At 73.8% G+C, this 16736-nt stretch carries 18 protein-coding genes and 1 riboswitch; of the genes, 5 read left to right on the forward strand and 13 right to left on the reverse strand.

Annotated features, from left to right (window positions below):
• The first annotated feature begins 57 nt into the window (after positions 1-57).
• Together CXR44_RS02875 and CXR44_RS02880 are read left to right on the forward strand one after the other, a co-directional pair.
• Positions 58-2193: a hydantoinase/oxoprolinase family protein gene (locus tag CXR44_RS02875; RefSeq protein WP_101783235.1), complete on the forward strand. Its 2136-nt coding sequence runs from the start codon at positions 58-60 to the stop codon at positions 2191-2193.
• A complete protein-coding gene (locus CXR44_RS02880) occupies positions 2186-3877 on the forward strand; it encodes a hydantoinase B/oxoprolinase family protein (protein WP_101783236.1) in 1692 nt (563 codons plus the stop codon). Before CXR44_RS02875 ends, CXR44_RS02880 begins: the two co-directional genes overlap by 8 nt.
• Here the strand turns inward: CXR44_RS02880 and CXR44_RS02885 are convergent.
• The 9 genes from CXR44_RS02885 to CXR44_RS02925 form a co-directional block, all read right to left on the reverse strand.
• A complete protein-coding gene (locus CXR44_RS02885; protein ID WP_101783237.1) occupies positions 3861-4487 on the reverse strand; it encodes a Uma2 family endonuclease in 627 nt (208 codons plus the stop codon). The genes CXR44_RS02880 and CXR44_RS02885 overlap by 17 nt on opposite strands.
• A 27-nt stretch (positions 4488-4514) precedes the next feature.
• Positions 4515-5162, reverse strand: a complete 648-nt coding sequence (locus CXR44_RS02890) for an adenosylcobinamide amidohydrolase (RefSeq protein WP_101783238.1) — start codon at positions 5160-5162, stop codon at positions 4515-4517.
• A complete protein-coding gene (locus CXR44_RS02895; protein ID WP_101783239.1) occupies positions 5159-5932 on the reverse strand; it encodes an ABC transporter ATP-binding protein in 774 nt (257 codons plus the stop codon). The genes CXR44_RS02890 and CXR44_RS02895 overlap by 4 nt, the downstream gene beginning before the upstream one ends.
• Positions 5929-6939 carry a FecCD family ABC transporter permease gene (locus tag CXR44_RS02900; protein ID WP_281260241.1) on the reverse strand — a complete coding sequence of 337 codons (1011 nt, stop codon included), beginning with the start codon at positions 6937-6939 and terminating at the stop codon, positions 5929-5931. Before CXR44_RS02900 ends, CXR44_RS02895 begins: the two co-directional genes overlap by 4 nt.
• An 86-nt stretch (positions 6940-7025) precedes the next feature.
• A complete protein-coding gene (locus CXR44_RS02905; protein WP_101783240.1) occupies positions 7026-7979 on the reverse strand; it encodes an ABC transporter substrate-binding protein in 954 nt (317 codons plus the stop codon).
• Between the two features lie 69 nt (positions 7980-8048).
• Positions 8049-8171: riboswitch (cobalamin riboswitch) on the reverse strand.
• A 16-nt stretch (positions 8172-8187) separates the two neighbouring features.
• Entirely contained in the window at positions 8188-9033 is an 846-nt protein-coding gene (locus CXR44_RS02910; RefSeq protein ID WP_245898777.1) for a Gfo/Idh/MocA family protein, read from the reverse strand.
• Positions 9034-9149: 116 nt separating this feature from the next.
• Complete coding sequence (locus tag CXR44_RS02915; protein WP_101783242.1) at positions 9150-10343, reverse strand: cytochrome P450; 1194 nt, start codon at positions 10341-10343, stop codon at positions 9150-9152.
• Positions 10340-11296 carry a phosphotriesterase family protein gene (locus tag CXR44_RS02920; protein WP_245898779.1) on the reverse strand — a complete coding sequence of 319 codons (957 nt, stop codon included), beginning with the start codon at positions 11294-11296 and terminating at the stop codon, positions 10340-10342. The genes CXR44_RS02915 and CXR44_RS02920 overlap by 4 nt, the downstream gene beginning before the upstream one ends.
• Positions 11281-12048: a phytanoyl-CoA dioxygenase family protein gene (locus CXR44_RS02925; protein WP_101783243.1), complete on the reverse strand. Its 768-nt coding sequence runs from the start codon at positions 12046-12048 to the stop codon at positions 11281-11283. Before CXR44_RS02925 ends, CXR44_RS02920 begins: the two co-directional genes overlap by 16 nt.
• Before the next feature lie 88 nt (positions 12049-12136).
• Between CXR44_RS02925 and CXR44_RS02930 the strand changes: the two genes are divergently transcribed.
• Positions 12137-13048: a TIGR03621 family F420-dependent LLM class oxidoreductase gene (locus tag CXR44_RS02930; RefSeq protein ID WP_245898781.1), complete on the forward strand. Its 912-nt coding sequence runs from the start codon at positions 12137-12139 to the stop codon at positions 13046-13048.
• A gap of 120 nt (positions 13049-13168) precedes the next feature.
• Positions 13169-13759 (forward strand): histidine phosphatase family protein, encoded by a 591-nt coding sequence (locus CXR44_RS02935; protein ID WP_101783245.1) that lies wholly within the window; start codon positions 13169-13171, stop codon positions 13757-13759.
• Here CXR44_RS02935 and CXR44_RS02940 read toward each other — a convergent pair.
• From CXR44_RS02940 to CXR44_RS02955, 4 genes are all read right to left on the reverse strand, one after another.
• Entirely contained in the window at positions 13746-14519 is a 774-nt protein-coding gene (locus CXR44_RS02940; RefSeq protein WP_101783246.1) for a hypothetical protein, read from the reverse strand. The two genes, CXR44_RS02935 and CXR44_RS02940, sit on opposite strands and share 14 nt — an antisense overlap.
• Positions 14520-14570: 51 nt before the next feature.
• Positions 14571-14837, reverse strand: coding sequence for a hypothetical protein (locus CXR44_RS02945; RefSeq protein ID WP_101783247.1), 267 nt, complete (start codon positions 14835-14837; stop codon positions 14571-14573).
• A gap of 87 nt (positions 14838-14924) precedes the next feature.
• On the reverse strand, positions 14925-15161 hold the full coding sequence (locus tag CXR44_RS02950; RefSeq protein WP_101783248.1) for a DUF397 domain-containing protein: 237 nt from the start codon (positions 15159-15161) through the stop codon (positions 14925-14927).
• Entirely contained in the window at positions 15162-15983 is an 822-nt protein-coding gene (locus CXR44_RS02955) for a helix-turn-helix domain-containing protein (protein WP_101783506.1), read from the reverse strand. It lies immediately after the preceding gene.
• 232 nt (positions 15984-16215) lie between these two features.
• On the opposite strand from CXR44_RS02955, the gene CXR44_RS02960 reads away from it, so the two are divergent.
• Positions 16216-16710, forward strand: a complete 495-nt coding sequence (locus CXR44_RS02960) for an ATP-binding protein (RefSeq protein WP_101783249.1) — start codon at positions 16216-16218, stop codon at positions 16708-16710.
• Positions 16711-16736 lie beyond the last annotated feature (26 nt).

Here is a 16736-nt window from a genome sequence, read left to right on the forward strand (position 1 = left end):
GTAAGTCAAGAGACGGTAATGTAGACAAGCGCTTGCTCAACTGCCTAACGTACGCAGATGGGGTACGCGATCGGCGTCGACGTCGGCGGCACCTTCACGGACGTGGTCCTGCGCCACCCTTCGGGCGCGGTCACCGTGGCCAAGTGTCTGAGCACCCACGACGACCCCATCGCGGGGATCGTGGCGGGCGTTACGCGGGTGCTCGGCGGCCTCGACCCGGCACTCGTCACCCGGGTCGTGCACGCGACCACGCTGGCCACCAACGCGGTGCTCGAACGCCGCGGCGTGCGGGTCGCCTTCGTCACCACCCGCGGGTTCCGGTCGATCGTCCCGCTGGGCCGCCACGCCCGGGTCGAGGAGGAGCGCTACGACCTGCGCTTCACGCCGCCGCCCCCGCCGGTGGACCCCGCCGACTGCTTCGAGGTGGTCGAACGGGTCTCGGCGCGCGGCGAGGTCCTGACCCCCCTCGACCTGCCGTCGGTACGGCGGGCGGCCCGCGAGATCGCCCGGCGCGGCATCACCTCGGCGGCCGTCTGCCTGCTGCACTCCTACGCCAACCCCGCGCACGAACGCCGGGTGGCGGCGGTCCTGCGCGCGTCGGTGCCGGACGTCGTCGTCTCGTCGGAGGTGTGGCCGGAGATCCGCGAGTACGAGCGGGCCACCACGACCATCATGTCCGCCTACGTCGGACCGCTCATGGCCGCGTACCTGTCACGGCTGCGCGACCGGCTCGCCGAGCTGGGGGTGCGGGCTCCGGTGCACGTCATGGAGTCCGGCGGCGGCGTCGTCTCGGCCGAGCTGGCCGCCCGCCGGGCGGTGGCGACGATCGAGTCGGGGCCCGCCGCGGGGGTGCTGGCGGCGGCGGGCATCGGCCTGCCGGACGTGATCTCGTTCGACATGGGCGGCACCACGGCCAAGGCGTGCGTGGTGCGCGGCGGCCGGCCGGAGATCACCCACGAGTTCCACGTGGGCGGCAAGGGCAGCTTCGGCGGCCGCCGGGCCGGGACGGGGGTGCCGATCAGGACGCCCGCCATCGACCTGGCGGAGGTGGGCGCGGGCGGCGGCAGCATCGCCTGGCTGGACGCGGCCGGGACGCTGCGGGTGGGCCCGCGCTCGGCCGGCTCCTCCCCCGGGCCGGCCTGCTACGGCCTCGGCGGCGCCGAGCCGACCGTCACCGACGCGAACCTCGTGCTCGGCTACCTCGGCTCGGCGTCCCTGCCGCTGTCGCCGCCGCTCGCCGAGAAGGCCCTGGACCGGCTGGCCGGGCCGCTCGGCGTCCCACGGGCGGAGGCGGCGCTCGCCGTGCACACGATCGTCAGCGCCGCGATGGCCTCTGCCGTGCACGTGGTGACGGTGCAGCGCGGGATCGACCCGCGGGGGTTCGCGCTGGTGGCGTTCGGCGGGGCGGGACCGATGCACGCGGCGCGGGTGGCCGGACGGTTCGGCATCGGGCGGGTCGTGGTGCCGGCGTACTGCGGAGTCGCGTCGGCGGCGGGGCTGCTGACGGGGGCGCTGTCGGCCGACCGGGTGCTGTCACGGCTCGGCGCCGCCGACCCGGCCGGGCTCCTGGACGCGCTGGCGCGGGAGGCGGCCGGCGACCTGGGGGTGTCACCGGACGACACCGGGGTGCGGGTGGAGCGGTCGGTGGACGTCCGGTTCCGCGGGCAGGCGCACGAGCTGACCGTGCCGTGGAGCGCCTCCCCGGACGTCCTGCGGGGGCGGTTCTTCGCCCGGTACGCCCAGGTGTACGGGATCGAGCAGCGGGGCGAGGTGGAGCTCGTCGGCTACCGCGTCCGCGTCACCCTGCCACCACCCGCGAGCCCCCCGGAACCACCGGCGGCCCGGCAGCCGGGCACCGCGGGACCGGACCCGCGCGCGGCGGACCCGCGCGCGGCGGGCACCCGAGCGGACCCACGGACGGACACACGGACGGGCACGCGGGCGGACACGCGGACCGGCACACGGACGGGCACACGGACCGGCACGCGGGCGGCGTACTTCCCGGAGCTGGGCGGCTACACCGACGTCCCGCTGCACACGCGCGCCACCCTGGCGGCCCTGCCCGGCGTCCTGCCCGGCCCGGCCGTCGTCGAGGACCCGGAGTCCACGATCGTCGTGCCGCCCGGCTGGACCGCCGCGCCCGGCCCGGCGGGCGCCGTCCACCTGCTGCGCGAGGAGGCCGCCGGTGCGTGACCCGCTGACCGCCGAGGTGCTGCGCAACGCGCTCCTGGTCGCCGCGGAGGAGGCCGGCATCGTCGTGGTCCGCTCGGCCTACTCCACGTTCATCGTCGAGGGCTCCGACGCCTCCGCCGCCATCCTGGACGCGCGCGGGCGGCTGGTCGCGCAGTCCGTGGCGACCACGCTCATGAACAGCATGGCGCTGCGCGCCGCCCTGCCCGAGCTGCTGGCGGACGTGCCGCCCGGCACGATGCGGCCCGGCGAGGTGTACGTGCTCAACGACGCCTACCGCGGCGGCGTGCACACCAACGACCTGCTGGTCTACCGGCCCGTGTTCGTCGGCGGCGCCCCGGCGTACTTCACCGCCACCATGATCCACGTATCGGATCTGGGCGGGCTGTCCGCGGGCGGCATGGCGCCGCTGGCCACGGATGTCTTCCTCGAAGGGCTCCAGCTCCCGCCGGTCCGCCTGGCCACCGCCGCCGGGCTGGAACCCGCCGTCGAGGCGATCCTGCGCGCCAACAGCCGCACCCCGGACAAGGTCATGGGCGACGTGCGGGCGCTGGTCGCCGGGACGGCCGTGGCCGCCGCCCGGCTGGGCGCGCTCCTCGGCGAGTACGGCGAGGCGGGCCTGGCCGCCGGGATCGAGGACTACCTCGACCACACCGAGGCGATGACCCGGGCCGCGCTGGCCGAGCTGCCCCGGGGCCGGTTCGAGGCGGCGTACCCGATCGACGACGACGGCATCACGCCGGGCGTCGCGCACCACGTGCGGGTCGCGGTGACGGTCGGCGACGGCGGCGTGGTGGTGGACTTCGCCGGGACCGGCCCGCAGGTGCCGGCGGCGATCAACGCCTCGGCGTCCCAGTCGCTGGCGGCGGCCGTGTTCGCGGTGCGCTGCTTCCTCGACCCGGCGCTGCCCATGAACGACGGCTGCCTGCGCGCCCTCGACGTGCGACTGCCGGAGGGGTCGCTGCTCGACGCCCGCTCCCCCCACCCGTGCGGCGGCCGGTACGTGCCCATCTACGCGGCCATGGAGGCCGTCTTCCAGGCGTTGTCGGACGCCGTGCCGGAGCGGGCCATCGCGGCCAGCGGCATCCTGCAGCCGTTCTCGATCGCCGCCGTGGGCGCGCCGTACTGGATCCACCTGGCCTACGACTTCGGCGGCGTGGGGGCGCGGCGCGGGCTCGACGGGCCGGACGCGACGGGCGTGCACTTCGGCGTCGGCCGCAACTCGGTCCCGCAGGCCGAGCCGGTGGAGAGCCGATGCCCGCTCGTGGTGGAGTCGGTCGGGACGATCCCCGACTCTGGCGGCCCCGGCCGGTGGCGGGGCGGGCTCGGCTCGCGCACGGTCTACCGGTTCCTGGCCGACTGCCACGTCACCACGCGGGGCGACCGGCTGCGCCTGGCTCCGCCGGGCCGCGACGGCGGGCTGCCGGGGCGGGTGGGCGGCTTCCTGCGACGTGACCGGGACGGGCGGCTGGAACGGCTCGCGTCCAAGGTGAACAACGTCCGCTTCGCGGCGGGTGAGGGGTTCGTGGTGGAGACGACGGGCGGCGGCGGCATCGGCCCGCCCGGGGAGCGCGATCTCGGGGCGGTGGCGGCCGACCTCGCGGCGGGCCGCGTCACCCGGCGAGGCGCGGAGGAGGACTACGGCGTCCGGGTGGCAGAGGACGGCTCGCTCAGCCGCGACGGCTGAGCAGGACGGCCGGGTCGAAGCTGACGGGATATGGCTTCTGGAGAGCCGCGACGGTGCCGGCCTTGTGCGCGACCGGCGGCCCGTAGGCCTTGCCGTCGAGCTCGTAGACGTAGACGGTGGGGCCTTCGTCCATCTCGACCCGCCAGTACACAGGGATGCCCGCCTCCGCATAGGCTCCTGTCTTGAAGCCTCGGTCACGCCCCTGAGTGCTGGGGCTGACCACCTCCACAGCGAGGTGGACATCGCGAGGCGCGAACATCAGGGGCACCGCCTCCGTTCGCTCAGCCGGCACGACGACCAGGTCGGGGATGTAGTAGTCCACATCGCTCACCCGCAGGTTGACGGTCCCCAAAGGCTCCAGCTCCAGCGGAGCCGCGTCTTCCAGAATGCGCTCAAGCCGGCGGATCGCACGCTGGTGCAGGGGGGCGGGGGAAGGGCTCACCAGAAGGCTCCCGTTGAAGAGCTCATAGCGGTTCCCGTCGTCCGGGAACTTGAGCAGGTCGTCGACAGTGAAGGGTGGCACGCCGGGAAGGACCGTGCGCCCGGTGGTCGGTTCGGTCGTCGCCATCGCGGTCACCTGCTCATTGTCGCGGATCTCGCCTTCGCCCACATGCTACTTCCCCGTTCTCCATGACCGTCAGTCACGGACTAGCCACTCCTCGGCGCCACGGCGCACGGCCGCGTGGACGGCGCGGGCGAGACGGGCGCCCCACGTCGAGCGGGGCCCGGCGAACGGCTCCTGGGGCCCGTCCGCGCGCACCGCGACGCAGACGGCGTCCGAGGCGGTGCCCGTGCCCGGATAGCCGACCTCCATCAGCGCCTGGGTCTTGGCCTCCGTCACCGTCATGACGGCGTTGACGAGGGCCGCGTCGGTCATCGCGACCGGTAAGGCGGCGACGATGTTGATGGTGCCGGGCCGGGGCGGCGCCGACAGCATGGGGTGGAGCTCCGGGTCGGCGGCGCCCTCGGGGGCGGCGGCCCAGGTGGGGACGCGCAGGCCGACCGTCGCCACCGCCCTCGCCCCGTGGTCCTCCGCCGTGACATGGCGGCCGACCTCGGCGGCCGTCATCATGCCCACGCCCGGCCCGGCGGGCGCCAGGGACGCGAGGTGGTCGGCCGGGTCCATCCGCGCGTAGCCGGCCACGACCTGGGCGTTCAGCACCCAGGCGCGCGGCCCGATGCCGCCGCCGAGGATCGCCGAGGAGATCATCCGCCAGCCGGGCCCGAACTCCCACAGCAGCGCCCCGAGCCGCGCGCCGTCCTCGACGCGATGGGTGAGCTTCACGGTCCTCCCCTGACGAGCTGGACGACGGGCCGTCCGCCGGGCCCCGGCTCGATCGTGACATGGGCGCCGAAGTGGGCGCCGACGAGGGACTCGGTGAGCACCTGGCCGGGTTCGCCGGCGGCCACGGCCCGGCCTCCGGCGAGCAGGAGCAGCCGGTCGGCGTACAGGCCGGCGACGGTCAGGTCGTGCAGGGTGGTGACGACGGTGAGCCCGTCGGCGAGCCGCAGCCGGTCGACGAGTTCGAGCACCTGCTGCTGGTGGCCGAGGTCGAGGGCGGTGGTCGGCTCGTCGAGGAGCAGCACGGGCGCCTGCTGGGTCAGCGCCCTGGCCAGCACGGCCCGCTGGCGCTCGCCGCCGGACAGCTCGCCGGCGCGGCGCGCCGCCAGGCCGGTCAGGTCGAGCCGGTCGAGCACGGAGGCGGTGATCTCCTTGTCGCGGCGGCTCTCCCGGCCGAGATAGGGGATGTACGGCGTGCGGCCCAGCAGGGCGTACTCGAAGACGGTCATGTCGGGCGGCAGGGCGGGGGTCTGCGGAGCGTACGCCACGAGACGGGCCCGCTCGCGCGGCCGGAGGGCGGCGCCCGGCCGGCCGTCGAGCGTGATCTCGCCCCGGTGGGCGACGAGGCCCATGAGGGCCTTGACGAGGGTGGACTTGCCGGCGCCGTTCGGGCCGATGACGGCCAGCCACTCGCCGCGCGGCACCCGCAGCCCGACCTCGGTGAGCACCTCGCGCCCGCCCAGGCGCACCGACAGGGCGGTGATCTCGATCATGTGGCGGCCTGCCGGGTCATCCGCAGCACGGCGACGAAGAACGGCGCGCCCACGAACATCGTCACGACGCCGATGGGCAGCTCGGCCGGGGCGATGACGGTGCGCGCGATGAGGTCGGCGACGACGAGGAACGCCGCGCCGGCGACCAGCGACAGCGGCAGCACCCGCCGGTACGAGCCACCGGCCAGCCGCCTGACCACGTGCGGCACGACGATGCCGACGAACCCGATCAGGCCGCTCACCGCGACGGCCGCGGCCGTCGCCAGCGACGCGGCGAGCAGGACGGCGAACCGCACCCGGCCGGCACGCACGCCGAGGCTGGTGGCCTCCTCGTCGCCCACGGACAGCACGTCGAGCATCCGCCCGTGCAGGAGCAGCAGGACGGAGGAGACGGCGGCGTACGGCAGGACGAGCCAGAACTGGGCCCAGCCGCCGCCCACGTCGCCGAGGATCCAGGCGTAGATGCGCTGCAGTTCCTCGACCTTGAACTGCTGCACGAACGTCTGGATCGCGGTCAGGAACGAGGTCACGGCCACCCCTGCGAGGACGAGCGTCGCCGTGCCGCCCGCCCGGCCGGCGGTGTTGCCCAGCGCGTACGCCAGGAGCACCCCGCCGACGGCCCCGGCGAACGCGGCCACCGGGATGGTGGCGGCCGGAGCCGGCAGCAGCACGATCGTCACCGTGGCCGCCAGGCCGGCACCGGCGGCGGCGCCCAGCAGGTAGGGGTCGGCCAGCGGGTTGCGGAACACCCCCTGGTAGCCGGCCCCCGCCACGGCCAGCAGCCCGCCGACCACGGCCGCCACCAGCACCCGGGGCAGCCGGATCTCGTACAGCAGGCCCTGCTCGACCGGAGCCAGGCCCGAGTCGGCGTGCACGAGCGGCAGCCAGTCGACGACCTGGAGCACCACCTGCCGGGGCGAGATGTCCGCGGCGCCGCCGAGCAGGCCGGCCACCATGGAGACGGCCAGCAGCGCCAGCGCCCCGGCCACCCACAGCGGCCCGGCCACCGACCGCCGCGTGAGCGGGTCCGGGACGCCCCTGGACGGTTGCCGGTCCACCGGCCGGGGCGCCACCTCGGGCACGGGGTCGGGCACTAGGAGCCGGACGCCTTGGCGACGGCCGCGCCGATCGACTCGGCGAGGTCCACGACGCGCGGCCCCCAGCGGGAGGCGACGTCGTCGTCGAGCTGCACCACCTGGTCGTTCTTGATGGCCGACAGGTTCTTCCACCCGGGCCGCTTGACCAGGGTGTCCTTGCTCTGCCCGCAGCACTTGACGTCGGCCAGGAAGATCAGGTCGGGGTCGGCCTGGGCGACGAACTCCGCCGACAGCTTGGGGTAGCCGCCGGCCGCGTCGGGCGCCTTGTCGGCGATGTTGGTCAGCCCGAACAGGCCGTAGACCTGGCCGATGAACGTGCCGGACGTCGCCGCGTACGGCGTCTGGTCCAGCTCGTGGTAGTAGGTGAGCTTGCCGTCCTTGGGCGCGGCGGCGGCCAGCTCGGCCAGCTTCGCCTTCATCCCGGCCACGAGCTCGTCGGCCTTGGCCCGGTTGCCGGTGGCCGCCCCGAGGTCGGCGATCTCGTCGTAGGCGTCCTCCAGCTTGGCCGGGGCCGGCTCCTGCAGGACGGGCACGTTGAGCTTGCCCAGCTCTCCGACGACCTTGTCGATGTCGTCGGAGACGATGACCAGGTCGGGCTTGTGGGCGACGATGGCCTCGACGTTCGGCTTGAAGCCGGACAGGGCGGTCTTGGGGGCCTGCGGCGGGTGGTTGGACTGGTCGTCCACGGCGATGACCTGCGGGCCGGCGCCGATCGCGAACAGGGTCTCGGTGTGGGTGGCCGAGAGCGAGACGATCCGCTCGGGCTTCTTGGTCAGGGTGACCTTGCCGTTGGCGGCCTCGACGGTGACCGGGAACCCGGCCTGCGAGGCGGCGGAAGCGGCGGGGGCGGGGGACGAGGGCGCCGAGGAGGAGCCGCTCTGGCCGCAACCGGCCAGCACGGCGAGCGTTCCCAGCAGCGCGCCCGCGAAGGCCATGCGTACGGGCCTCACGAGAAGTCCTTTCACACTGTCGGAACCGAGAGACCCGCATGTCGTGACGGATCACCCTTTTCCACGAGGGTTGACGTCGGCGCAGCGGCAGGCGACCTGGCTATGACAGTTGCGGGACAGCGCCGGATTCGCACCGGACTTCGCTGCAGCACTGCGCGTCGGACAAACGCTATCAATGCCCCGAACGCGCCCGGCGTCAAGGGGCGGCTCATCCGGAACGCAGCTGGTTCTCCGCGTCGGCGATGATCCGCTGCAGCCGCAGGCCGCGGGCGGCGTCGAGGGGGTGGCCGCCGCCCTGCCTGACGGTGCGGGCGAACTCCTCGGCGACGGTGGCCAGCGCGTCGTCGCCGGACGGCCGGAGCACGGCGCTGCCGCCGCGGCCGTAGACCGCGAACGACGACGGCGGCGTGTCGCCCGGGACGGTCATGCACAGCGACGCCTCGCTGACGGCTCCACCCTCGTGGTCGAGCAGCAGCCCGGTCCAGCCGAGCGGGTGGCCGTGCGCGCGCACCCCGGTGACGGGGCCGAGTGCGGCGTCGAGCAGGTCGACCACGTGCGGTCCCACGTCGAGCAGCGCGCCGCGCTCCAGCCGCCACGGCGTGGCGAACGGGTGGTCGCCCAGCAGCACGCCCGAGATGTTGGCGGCGTGGCCGCCGAACGGCTCGATCTCGGCGCAGCGGGCCAGGAACTCCCGGGTGCCGGCGGCGTAACGCAGGGTCAGCACCATCTGCGAGGCCACCCCGGCCTCGGCGACGGCGGCGGCCAGCCGCTCGGCGTTCGCCAGGGAGTCGGCGAGCGGCTTCTCCAGCAGCAGCGCCTTGCCCGCCCGCGCCGCGCGGACGCCGATCTCCGCCTGTACGGCGGGCGGCACGCAGAACGCCACGGCCTCGCAGGCGTCGAACAGCTCCTCGACCCGCTCGAAGACGGGCGCGCCGAGCCGGGCGGCGGCCTCGGGGCGGCGGGCCCAGACCCCGGCCAGCCGGGTGTGCGGGCCGGCGGCCAGCATGGGGGCGTGCGCCAGCTCCGCCCACGGTCCCGCTCCAACCAGTCCCACCGCCACAGGCTCCACGTGCCCCCCTTGGTTCGTCACCGTCAGGGAAAGCTTGCGGCTTGTGGGACGAATGACGCAAATGTGGCGCTACCCGGCCGGGTCACGCCACCGCGTGCCGGTCACCACTCCACCGGCAACCCGGCCAGGCCGCGGCCGACGATCGAGCGGCGGAAGGCGATCGGCGCGCCCGGCGTCAGCCGCAGGCCGGGCAGGCGGCGGCCGAGCACCTCGAGGGCGGTGCGCAGTTGCAGCCGGCCGAGCGCAGCGCCGACGCAGAAGTGGATGCCGTAACCGAACACCAGGTGCGCGTCGGCGTTCGGCCGGTCGATCACGAACCGCTCCGGGTCGGGGAAGACGCTCTCGTCATGGGCGGCGGAGTCGGTGGACAGCAGCACCAGCGAGCCCGCCGGGATCGTCACGCCGTGCAGGGTGACGTCGGTGACGGCGTACCGGAAGGAGCCGAGGGAGGCCCCGTCGATCCGCATGCACTCCTCGGCCGCGTTCGCGACGAGGGCGGGCTCGACCGGCCACGCCCGCTCGCGCAGCAGCCGCAGGACGGCGTTGCCGAGCTGGTTGGGCACGGTGTCGTTGCCGCCGAGCAGGATCGTGGAGATCAGCTCCACCACCTCGCGATGGGTCAGCTCGGCGCCGATGAGCGAGGTCATCAGCGAGACGAAGTCGTCACGCGGCTCCTTGGCGCGGGCGGCGACCAGCCGGTCCACGTAGTCGAGGTAGCCGAGGAAGCCGTCGGCCAGTTCCCGCTGCCGCTCGGGCGGCTGCGGCGCCAGGAAGAGCTGGAACCACTCCTTGACGCGCGCCTGCACGAACTCCTCGTCCGCCTCGGGCACGCCGATGAAGCGGGCGGTCAGCTTGATCGACGGCTCGTGCCCGATGTCGCGGACGAAGTCGGCCGCGCCGCGCGGCTCGATCCGGTCGAGCAGGTCCTCGTTGAGCCGCCGGAAGCGCCCCTCCATCGCCGCGACGGCCCGCGGCGTGAAGGCCCGGGACACCGAGCGCCGCAGCCGGGTGTGGTCGGGCGGGTCCACGTTGGCGACGAAGCTCGACAGGAACGAGCCGTGCTCGCCCAGCCTGTCGCGCGTCTCCCGGCTGAGACTGCGGGAGACCGTGAGCGACCCCTTCGAGGAGAAGCGCCGCGGGTCGCCGTAGGCCGCGCGCACGTCGGCGTAGCGGGTCAGCACGTACGCGCCGAGATGCTCGCTGCGGAAGACCGGCCGCTCCCTGCGCAGCCGGGCCAGGAAGGGGTACGGGGCGGCGACGTGCCAGTCGGCGCCGACGTCGAAGTCCTCGGTCATGACAGGACCCTCCGGGGGTTGGCCACGAGCATCTGGTGGATCTGCTCCTCGGTGACGCCGCGCCTGCGCAGCTCGGGCAGCACGTCGCGGGAGACGTGCAGCAGGTGGTAGCGGGGGTGGCGGCGGCGCACCACCTCGGCGTCGAACCGGTCGTTGAAGCAGTAGGAGTCGTGTCCCAGCACCATCCGGCCGGCGTGCCCGCGCGCGCACATCTCGGCCACGACCGCCACCCGGTCCTCGAACGGGCTGATCGTGTCGATGCCGAAGCGGTCCATGCCGAGGTAGGAGCCGCCCGCCACGAGCTCCTCCAGGTAGGCGACGTCGGTGGAGTCGCCCGCGTGCCCGATGACGACCCTGGTCAGGTCCACGCCGAGCGAGGCGAGCAGCCGCTGCTGCTCCAGGCCGCCCCGGGTGCCGCTGTGCGAGTGGGTGGTGATGGGCGCGCCGGTCTCCAGGTGGGCCTCGGCGACGGCCCGGAAGACGCGCTCGCAGCCCGGCGTCATGCCCGCGCGGTCGGTGGCGCACTTGAGCATGGCGGCCTTCACCCCGGTCCGGCCGATGCCCTCGGCGATGTCGCGGACGAAGAACTCCGCGAGCCTGTCGGGCCCGCCGAACAGCGAGCCGGGGCCCCGGTTGGCGAAGTACGGCGGGAGCGCGTCGTAGGTGTACAGACCGGTGGCGGCCACGATGTTCACGCTGGTCAGCTCGGCCACCCGCTGCACCGCCGGCACGTACCTGCCGAGCCCGACGACGGTGAGGTCCACGATGGTGTCGACGCCCTCGGCCTTCAGCGCCTCCAGCTTGGCCGCGGCCTCCCTGGCCCTGGCCTCCGGGTCCCAGCCCTCCGGGATGTCGGGCCAGTTCCACAGGATCTCCGGGCTCAGGCCGAAGACGTGCTCGTGCATGAGCGTCGCGCCCAGGTCGGCGACGTGCCCTCTCACGGTCTCGGGCACGGGAACCTCGGGTGCTCGAACGGCTCGTTGACCCGCAGGCCGAGCCCGTCGGTCTGCCGGTACGGGGCGCCGGTGTAGAGGGCGTCGGCGTCGAAGTAGGTCACGGTGAACGACAGGCGCGGCGTGTCGCGGCGGTTGGCGGGCGCGCCGTGCACGGTCAGCGCGTGGTGCGCGGTGGCGTCCCCGGCCTCGAGGTCGAGCGGCGGCGACAGTTCCAGCTCCGTCAGCCACGGGTGCTGGCTGAGCTGGCCGTCGCCGGCTCGGGTGAAGCTGCGCCCGAGCAGCCCGTGGCGGTGCGAGCCGCTGTAGAAGCGCAGCGCGCCCATGTCCGCCGGCACGCGGGCCAGCGCCAGCCAGACCGTCAGCATGGCCGAGCGGTCCATCGGCATCCACGGGAAGTCCTGGTGGAACTCCGTCGCGCCGTGCTCTCCGGGCTCCTTCACCAGCAGGTTCGTCACCTGGACGCGCACCGCCCGGACGCCGCCCAGCAGCCGGGCGGCGTTGCCGCCCATGCGGGGGTGCAGGGCGAGCGCGCGGAACGCCGCGTCGGTCTCGGCGACGTCGCGTGACTGGCCGAACGCCTGGTCGACCAGCGTGGCACGGGCCCGTTCGCGCGCGCTCAGATGCCCGGCCGCCCGCTCGCGCAGCGCGGTCACGGCCTCGGGCGCGACCAGCGCGGGCAGGCGGGCCCAGCCGTGGTCGTGGAAGAAGGCCGCCTCGTCGTCGGTGACCTCGCGCACCGGGATGTCCATGGCGCCAGTGTGGCATCTCAACCAAGCGCTTGGTAAGCCTACCGGCGTACACTTCGCCCAGACGCCTGGTCGAGCGAGGAGGTCCGCGGTGCGGCGGTTCAGGTTCGGCGCGGTGGTGCGGCACGCGGAGTCCGGCAAGGAGTGGGCCGAGAAGGCCCGGCGGCTGGAGGCCACCGGCTTCGACGTGCTGCTGGTGCCCGACCACCTCGTCGGCGCCCGGTTCGCGCCCGTGGCGGCGCTGACCGCGGCGGCCTGCGCGACGAGCCGGCTACGGGTGGGGACGCTGGTGTTCGCCAACGACTTCCGGCACCCGGCCGTGCTCGCCAAGGAGGCGGCCACGCTCGACCTGCTGTCCGGCGGCCGGCTGGAGGTCGGCATCGGCACCGGCTGGATGGCCGCCGACTACGCCGCGGCGGGGCTGCGGCTGGACCCGCCGGGGGCTCGGGTGGCCCGGCTGGCCGAGGCGCTGGCCGTGCTGAAGGGACTCTGGGGCGACGGGCCGTTCACCTTCGACGGCGACCACTACCGCGTCCGCGACCTGGCCCAGCGCCCCAGGCCGGCGCAGCGGCCGCATCCCCCGCTGCTGCTGGGGGCGGGCGGGCCCCGGCTGCTGCGCCTGGCGGCGCGCGAGGCGGACATCGTGCACCTGACGCTGCGCACGAGGCCGGACGGGAGCGGCCCCGACGAGCGCGACGGCGGCGAGGAGGCGTTCCTCGGCAAGCTGCGCACGGTGAGGGAGGCGGCCGGCGACCGCCACGGCGGGCCGGAGCTGGGGACGAGCGTCATGCAGGCCGGCGAGCCGAAGGCCGGCGCGACGTGGAGCGCCGCCGACGTCTCCCGCCTGGCGGGCACCCCGCAGGTGCTGCCGGGCACCCGCCGCGACATGCTGGACCGGCTGCGCCACTGGCGCGACGAGCACGGCGTCTCCTACTTCGTCCTGCACGACGAACGCGACCTCGACACCTTCACCCCGCTCGTCGAGGAGCTCGCCACCCCCTGATCCGCCCGCCCGTCGAGGAGCTCGCCACCCTCTGATCCGCCCGCCCGTCGAGGAGCTCGCCACCCCTGATCCGCCACCCCTGATCCGCCACGCCGGCCGGGCGTGCCGGATGATATGGGGATGGATGAGATGTTGCTCCTCAGGCACGGCGAGACCGAATGGAGCCGTACCGGCCGGCACACCGGGCGCACCGACGTCCCGCTGACCGCCCGCGGCGAGGAGCAGGCGCGCGCCTTGGCGCCGCTCGTCAAGGGCGTCGCGTTCGACCTGGTGCTCACCTCGCCCGCGCAGCGCGCCCGCCGCACGGCGGAGCTGGCCGGGATACCGGAGCCCGAGGTGGACGCCGACCTGTGGGAATGGGACTACGGCGGCTACGAGGGCGTCACCACGCCCGACATCCGCCGGACCCGTCCCGGCTGGTACCTGTGGCGCGACGGTGTGACGCCGGGCGACGAGCAGCACCCCGGCGAGTCGGCGGCCCAGGTGGGGGCGCGCGCCGACCGGGTGATCGCCCGCGCCCGCGCGGCCGGCGGGCGGGTCGTCCTGGTCGCGCACGGCCACCTGCTGCGCGTCGTCGCGGCCCGCTGGCTCGGGCTCGCGCCGGTGGACGGGCGGTTGTTCAAGCTGGAGACGGGCACCTACTCGCGGCTCGGCTTCGAGCACGGCGAGCCGGTCATCCTCACCTGGAACGCCCCCGTCAACGACTCCTGACGTCCGCCTCGACGTCGCGCGGGGCCATGCGGCTGCCGGGAAAGGGGGCGAGCAGGGTCTCGCGCCACGGCCCGTCGAGGAAGTCGCGGGCCCTGACGTCCCAGGCGAGCAGCCGGTCGTCGGGCTCGACCTCGTCGTCCAGCCCGAGCGCGGCGTCACGGGCGCGCCGGGTGGCCAGGTGGTCGTCCAGGGAGACCGCCCACAGGGTGACCGCCTCGGTGTCGCAGTACAGCACCTCGTACAGCCCGGCCAGCCGGTGGCCGTGCCCGGCGAGGACGGGCGCGCGCTCGGCGCGCACCGCCTCCAGGTAGGCCGCGGCGGCGCCGGGCCGCACCCGCGCGCTCTCGAAGACGTAGAACTCGGCCGGCGCCACCTCGGCCGGCGCCGGGGTGCCGCGCACGGCGCCGAGCGGCCGGGAGAACGCCGAGAAGCGCAGGTCGTCGATGTCCGACAGGAAGAGCCGGTCGTCCACGCCCCGGTAGATGTCCATCATCTGCCGCCAGCCCCCGTCCCAGCCGCCGTGGCACTCCCACAGGGTGACGACCTTGAACTGCGGGTGGCCGGTGATGCCGACGGCGTAGAACGCGCCGGCCAGGTCGATGTCGCGGGACCGGATCGACATGCCGGAGGTCAGCGCGGGCGTCTCGCGGGTCTCGTCCTCGCGCTTGTAGCGGGTCAGCCAGGTCAGGTACTCCAGGGGGCGCCGGGAGTTCATCGGCCGGAAGTCGACCTCTTCGAGAAGGAATATCCCGCGCCGCACCGCGCCTCCCTCAACCAAGCGATTGCTCGGATTGGCAGCGTAGCACAGCGGTCAGCAGAGCGACTCGGCCGGCTGCGGCCCCCGTCCGGTCAGCCATTCCAGCACGCGGCGGTGCCCGGAGGCGGCGTCCTCGAAGTGGCCCCAGTGCCAGTAGCGCGGCTGGTCGCGCACGCCCGTCACCCAGGTGCGGTAGGAGACCGACCCGCTGGAGCCGCCCGCGCCCGCGGGGGCGACGCCGTAGGTGCGGATCACGACCTTGCCGCCCGGCGCGAACAGCACGTCGTCGGCGATCGGATAGAGAGTCATCTGGTCGAGCATGAGCCGATCATGCCGACCCGGCGATGCGGGGCGATTACGCCTCCGGCGCGCCCCCGTTAAGGGGACGCGCCGGAGGTTAACGCGCTGTTACACCATCAGGCCGTCGAACTCCCCGTCCTTGACCCCGAGCACCAGGGCCCGGATCTCGTCGCGGGTGTAGATCAGGGCGGGACCGTCGGGGAAGCGGGAGTTGCGCACCGCCACCCCGCCGTCAGGAAGCTCGGCGAGCTCCACGCAGTTGCCCTGCGAGTTGCTGTAGCGGCTCTTGCGCCAGGCGACCTGCTTGAGGTCGGTCGCGGGCATGCCGTTGTAGGTCTGCTTCATCTACATCTTTCTGAGAAGACCGCCGATGAGCTCGACGGTGCCCCCGGGCGTGGTGCTCTCCACGCATAACTGCTCCATGGCCGTGAGGTATGGATCGACGTCCTCACGCTTGTCCAGGTACAGGGCACCCCAGAGCTGCTCGACATAGACAACGTCCGACAGGTCGGACTCCGGAAACCGCAAGATGCTGAACGCGCCCCCTTCAGCGGCGTGCATGCCGAACCTGAAGGGCATCACCTGCAGGGTGATGTTGGGCAGGGCAGCGACTTCCAGCAGGTGCTGGAGCTGCCGGTACATGACCTCTCGCCCGCCGATGGTCCGCTTGAGCGTCGCCTCGTCGATGACCGCCCACAGGCGCGGGCCGTCCTTCTGGGTGAGGCGCTCCTGACGCTGCATGCGCAGATGCACGCGGCGCTCGATCTCCTCGGGAGCGTCATCGGGATTGCCGAGCTGGAACACCGCTCGCGCGTAGTCCGCCGTCTGCAGCAGGCCGGGCACGAACTGCACCTCATAGGTGCGGATCAGGCTCGCGGCCTCCTCCAACCCCACGTACGTGCTGAACCACGACGGCAGCACGGCGGAATACTTGTGCCACCACCCGGGGGTGTTGGCCTCGCGGACCATCTCCAGGAGGGCTCGGCGCTCGGCGTCGTCACTGACGCCGTACAGGGTGAGCAGGTCCTCCACGTCGCGTGTCTTGAACCCGACACGACCGAGCTCCATACGACTGATCTTGGACTCGGACGCCCGGATGTGGAATCCGGCCTGGTCGCGGGTGAGACGCTTGGCCTCACGCAGACGCCTGAGACTGGCGCCGAGCATGATGCGCCGAACGGTCGAACCAGAACCGGGCGGATCGAGGGACACGCGCTGCTCCTTGGTTGTTTCCTTAACTCATAGTCTGTCACTTCACGGCCGAAAGATCATGGGCCGCGGCCAAGATCCCCTTTCCCGCCACTTTTGACCTTTTGAGGAGAACCGTAGCGCCTGCACGCATCCTCTGCACGTGCATTCGCTCTTGCACCTGCACGAGAGTGTGCCGCAGAATGATCTAGTGCAATCCACCCTGGCGCCCGGCCAATGGACCACGTTCGACTGGTGGCCCCCTCTCGGCTGGTGGCCGGAGGCGGCACGAGACCTGCTGGTCCCGGGCCCGTCCGCGAGCGCCACGTTCGCCCTCCCCCCGACGCCCGCGTCCGTGCACGCCGCCCGCAGCTTCACCGCCGGCGCCCTGACCGCCTGGAAGCTGGCGGAGCTGGCCGAGAACATGGAGCTCGTGATCTCCGAGCTCGCCACCAACGCCCTGCGGCACGGCCTGCACGCGGCCGAGCCGGGCTGGCGGCCCTCCGTGCACCTGTCGCTCGTGCGCCGGGGCTCCCTGGTCACCTGCGCCTTCACCGACCCCGCCTCGGCGGTCCCGGCACTGCGCTATCCGGGGCCGCTCGACCCCGGCGGGCTCGGCCTGCACATCGTCGACTCGCTCAGCCTCCGCTGGGGCTGGTCGGCGCTCGCTCCCCGGGGGAAGATCGTCTGGGCAGTCCTCTCCTGAGGGTCGGTGATCTGCACTACCGTGGA

The sequence above is a fragment of the Nonomuraea indica genome (assembly GCF_002850745.1).
In the GTDB taxonomy this organism is placed as follows: domain Bacteria; phylum Actinomycetota; class Actinomycetes; order Streptosporangiales; family Streptosporangiaceae; genus Nonomuraea; species Nonomuraea indica.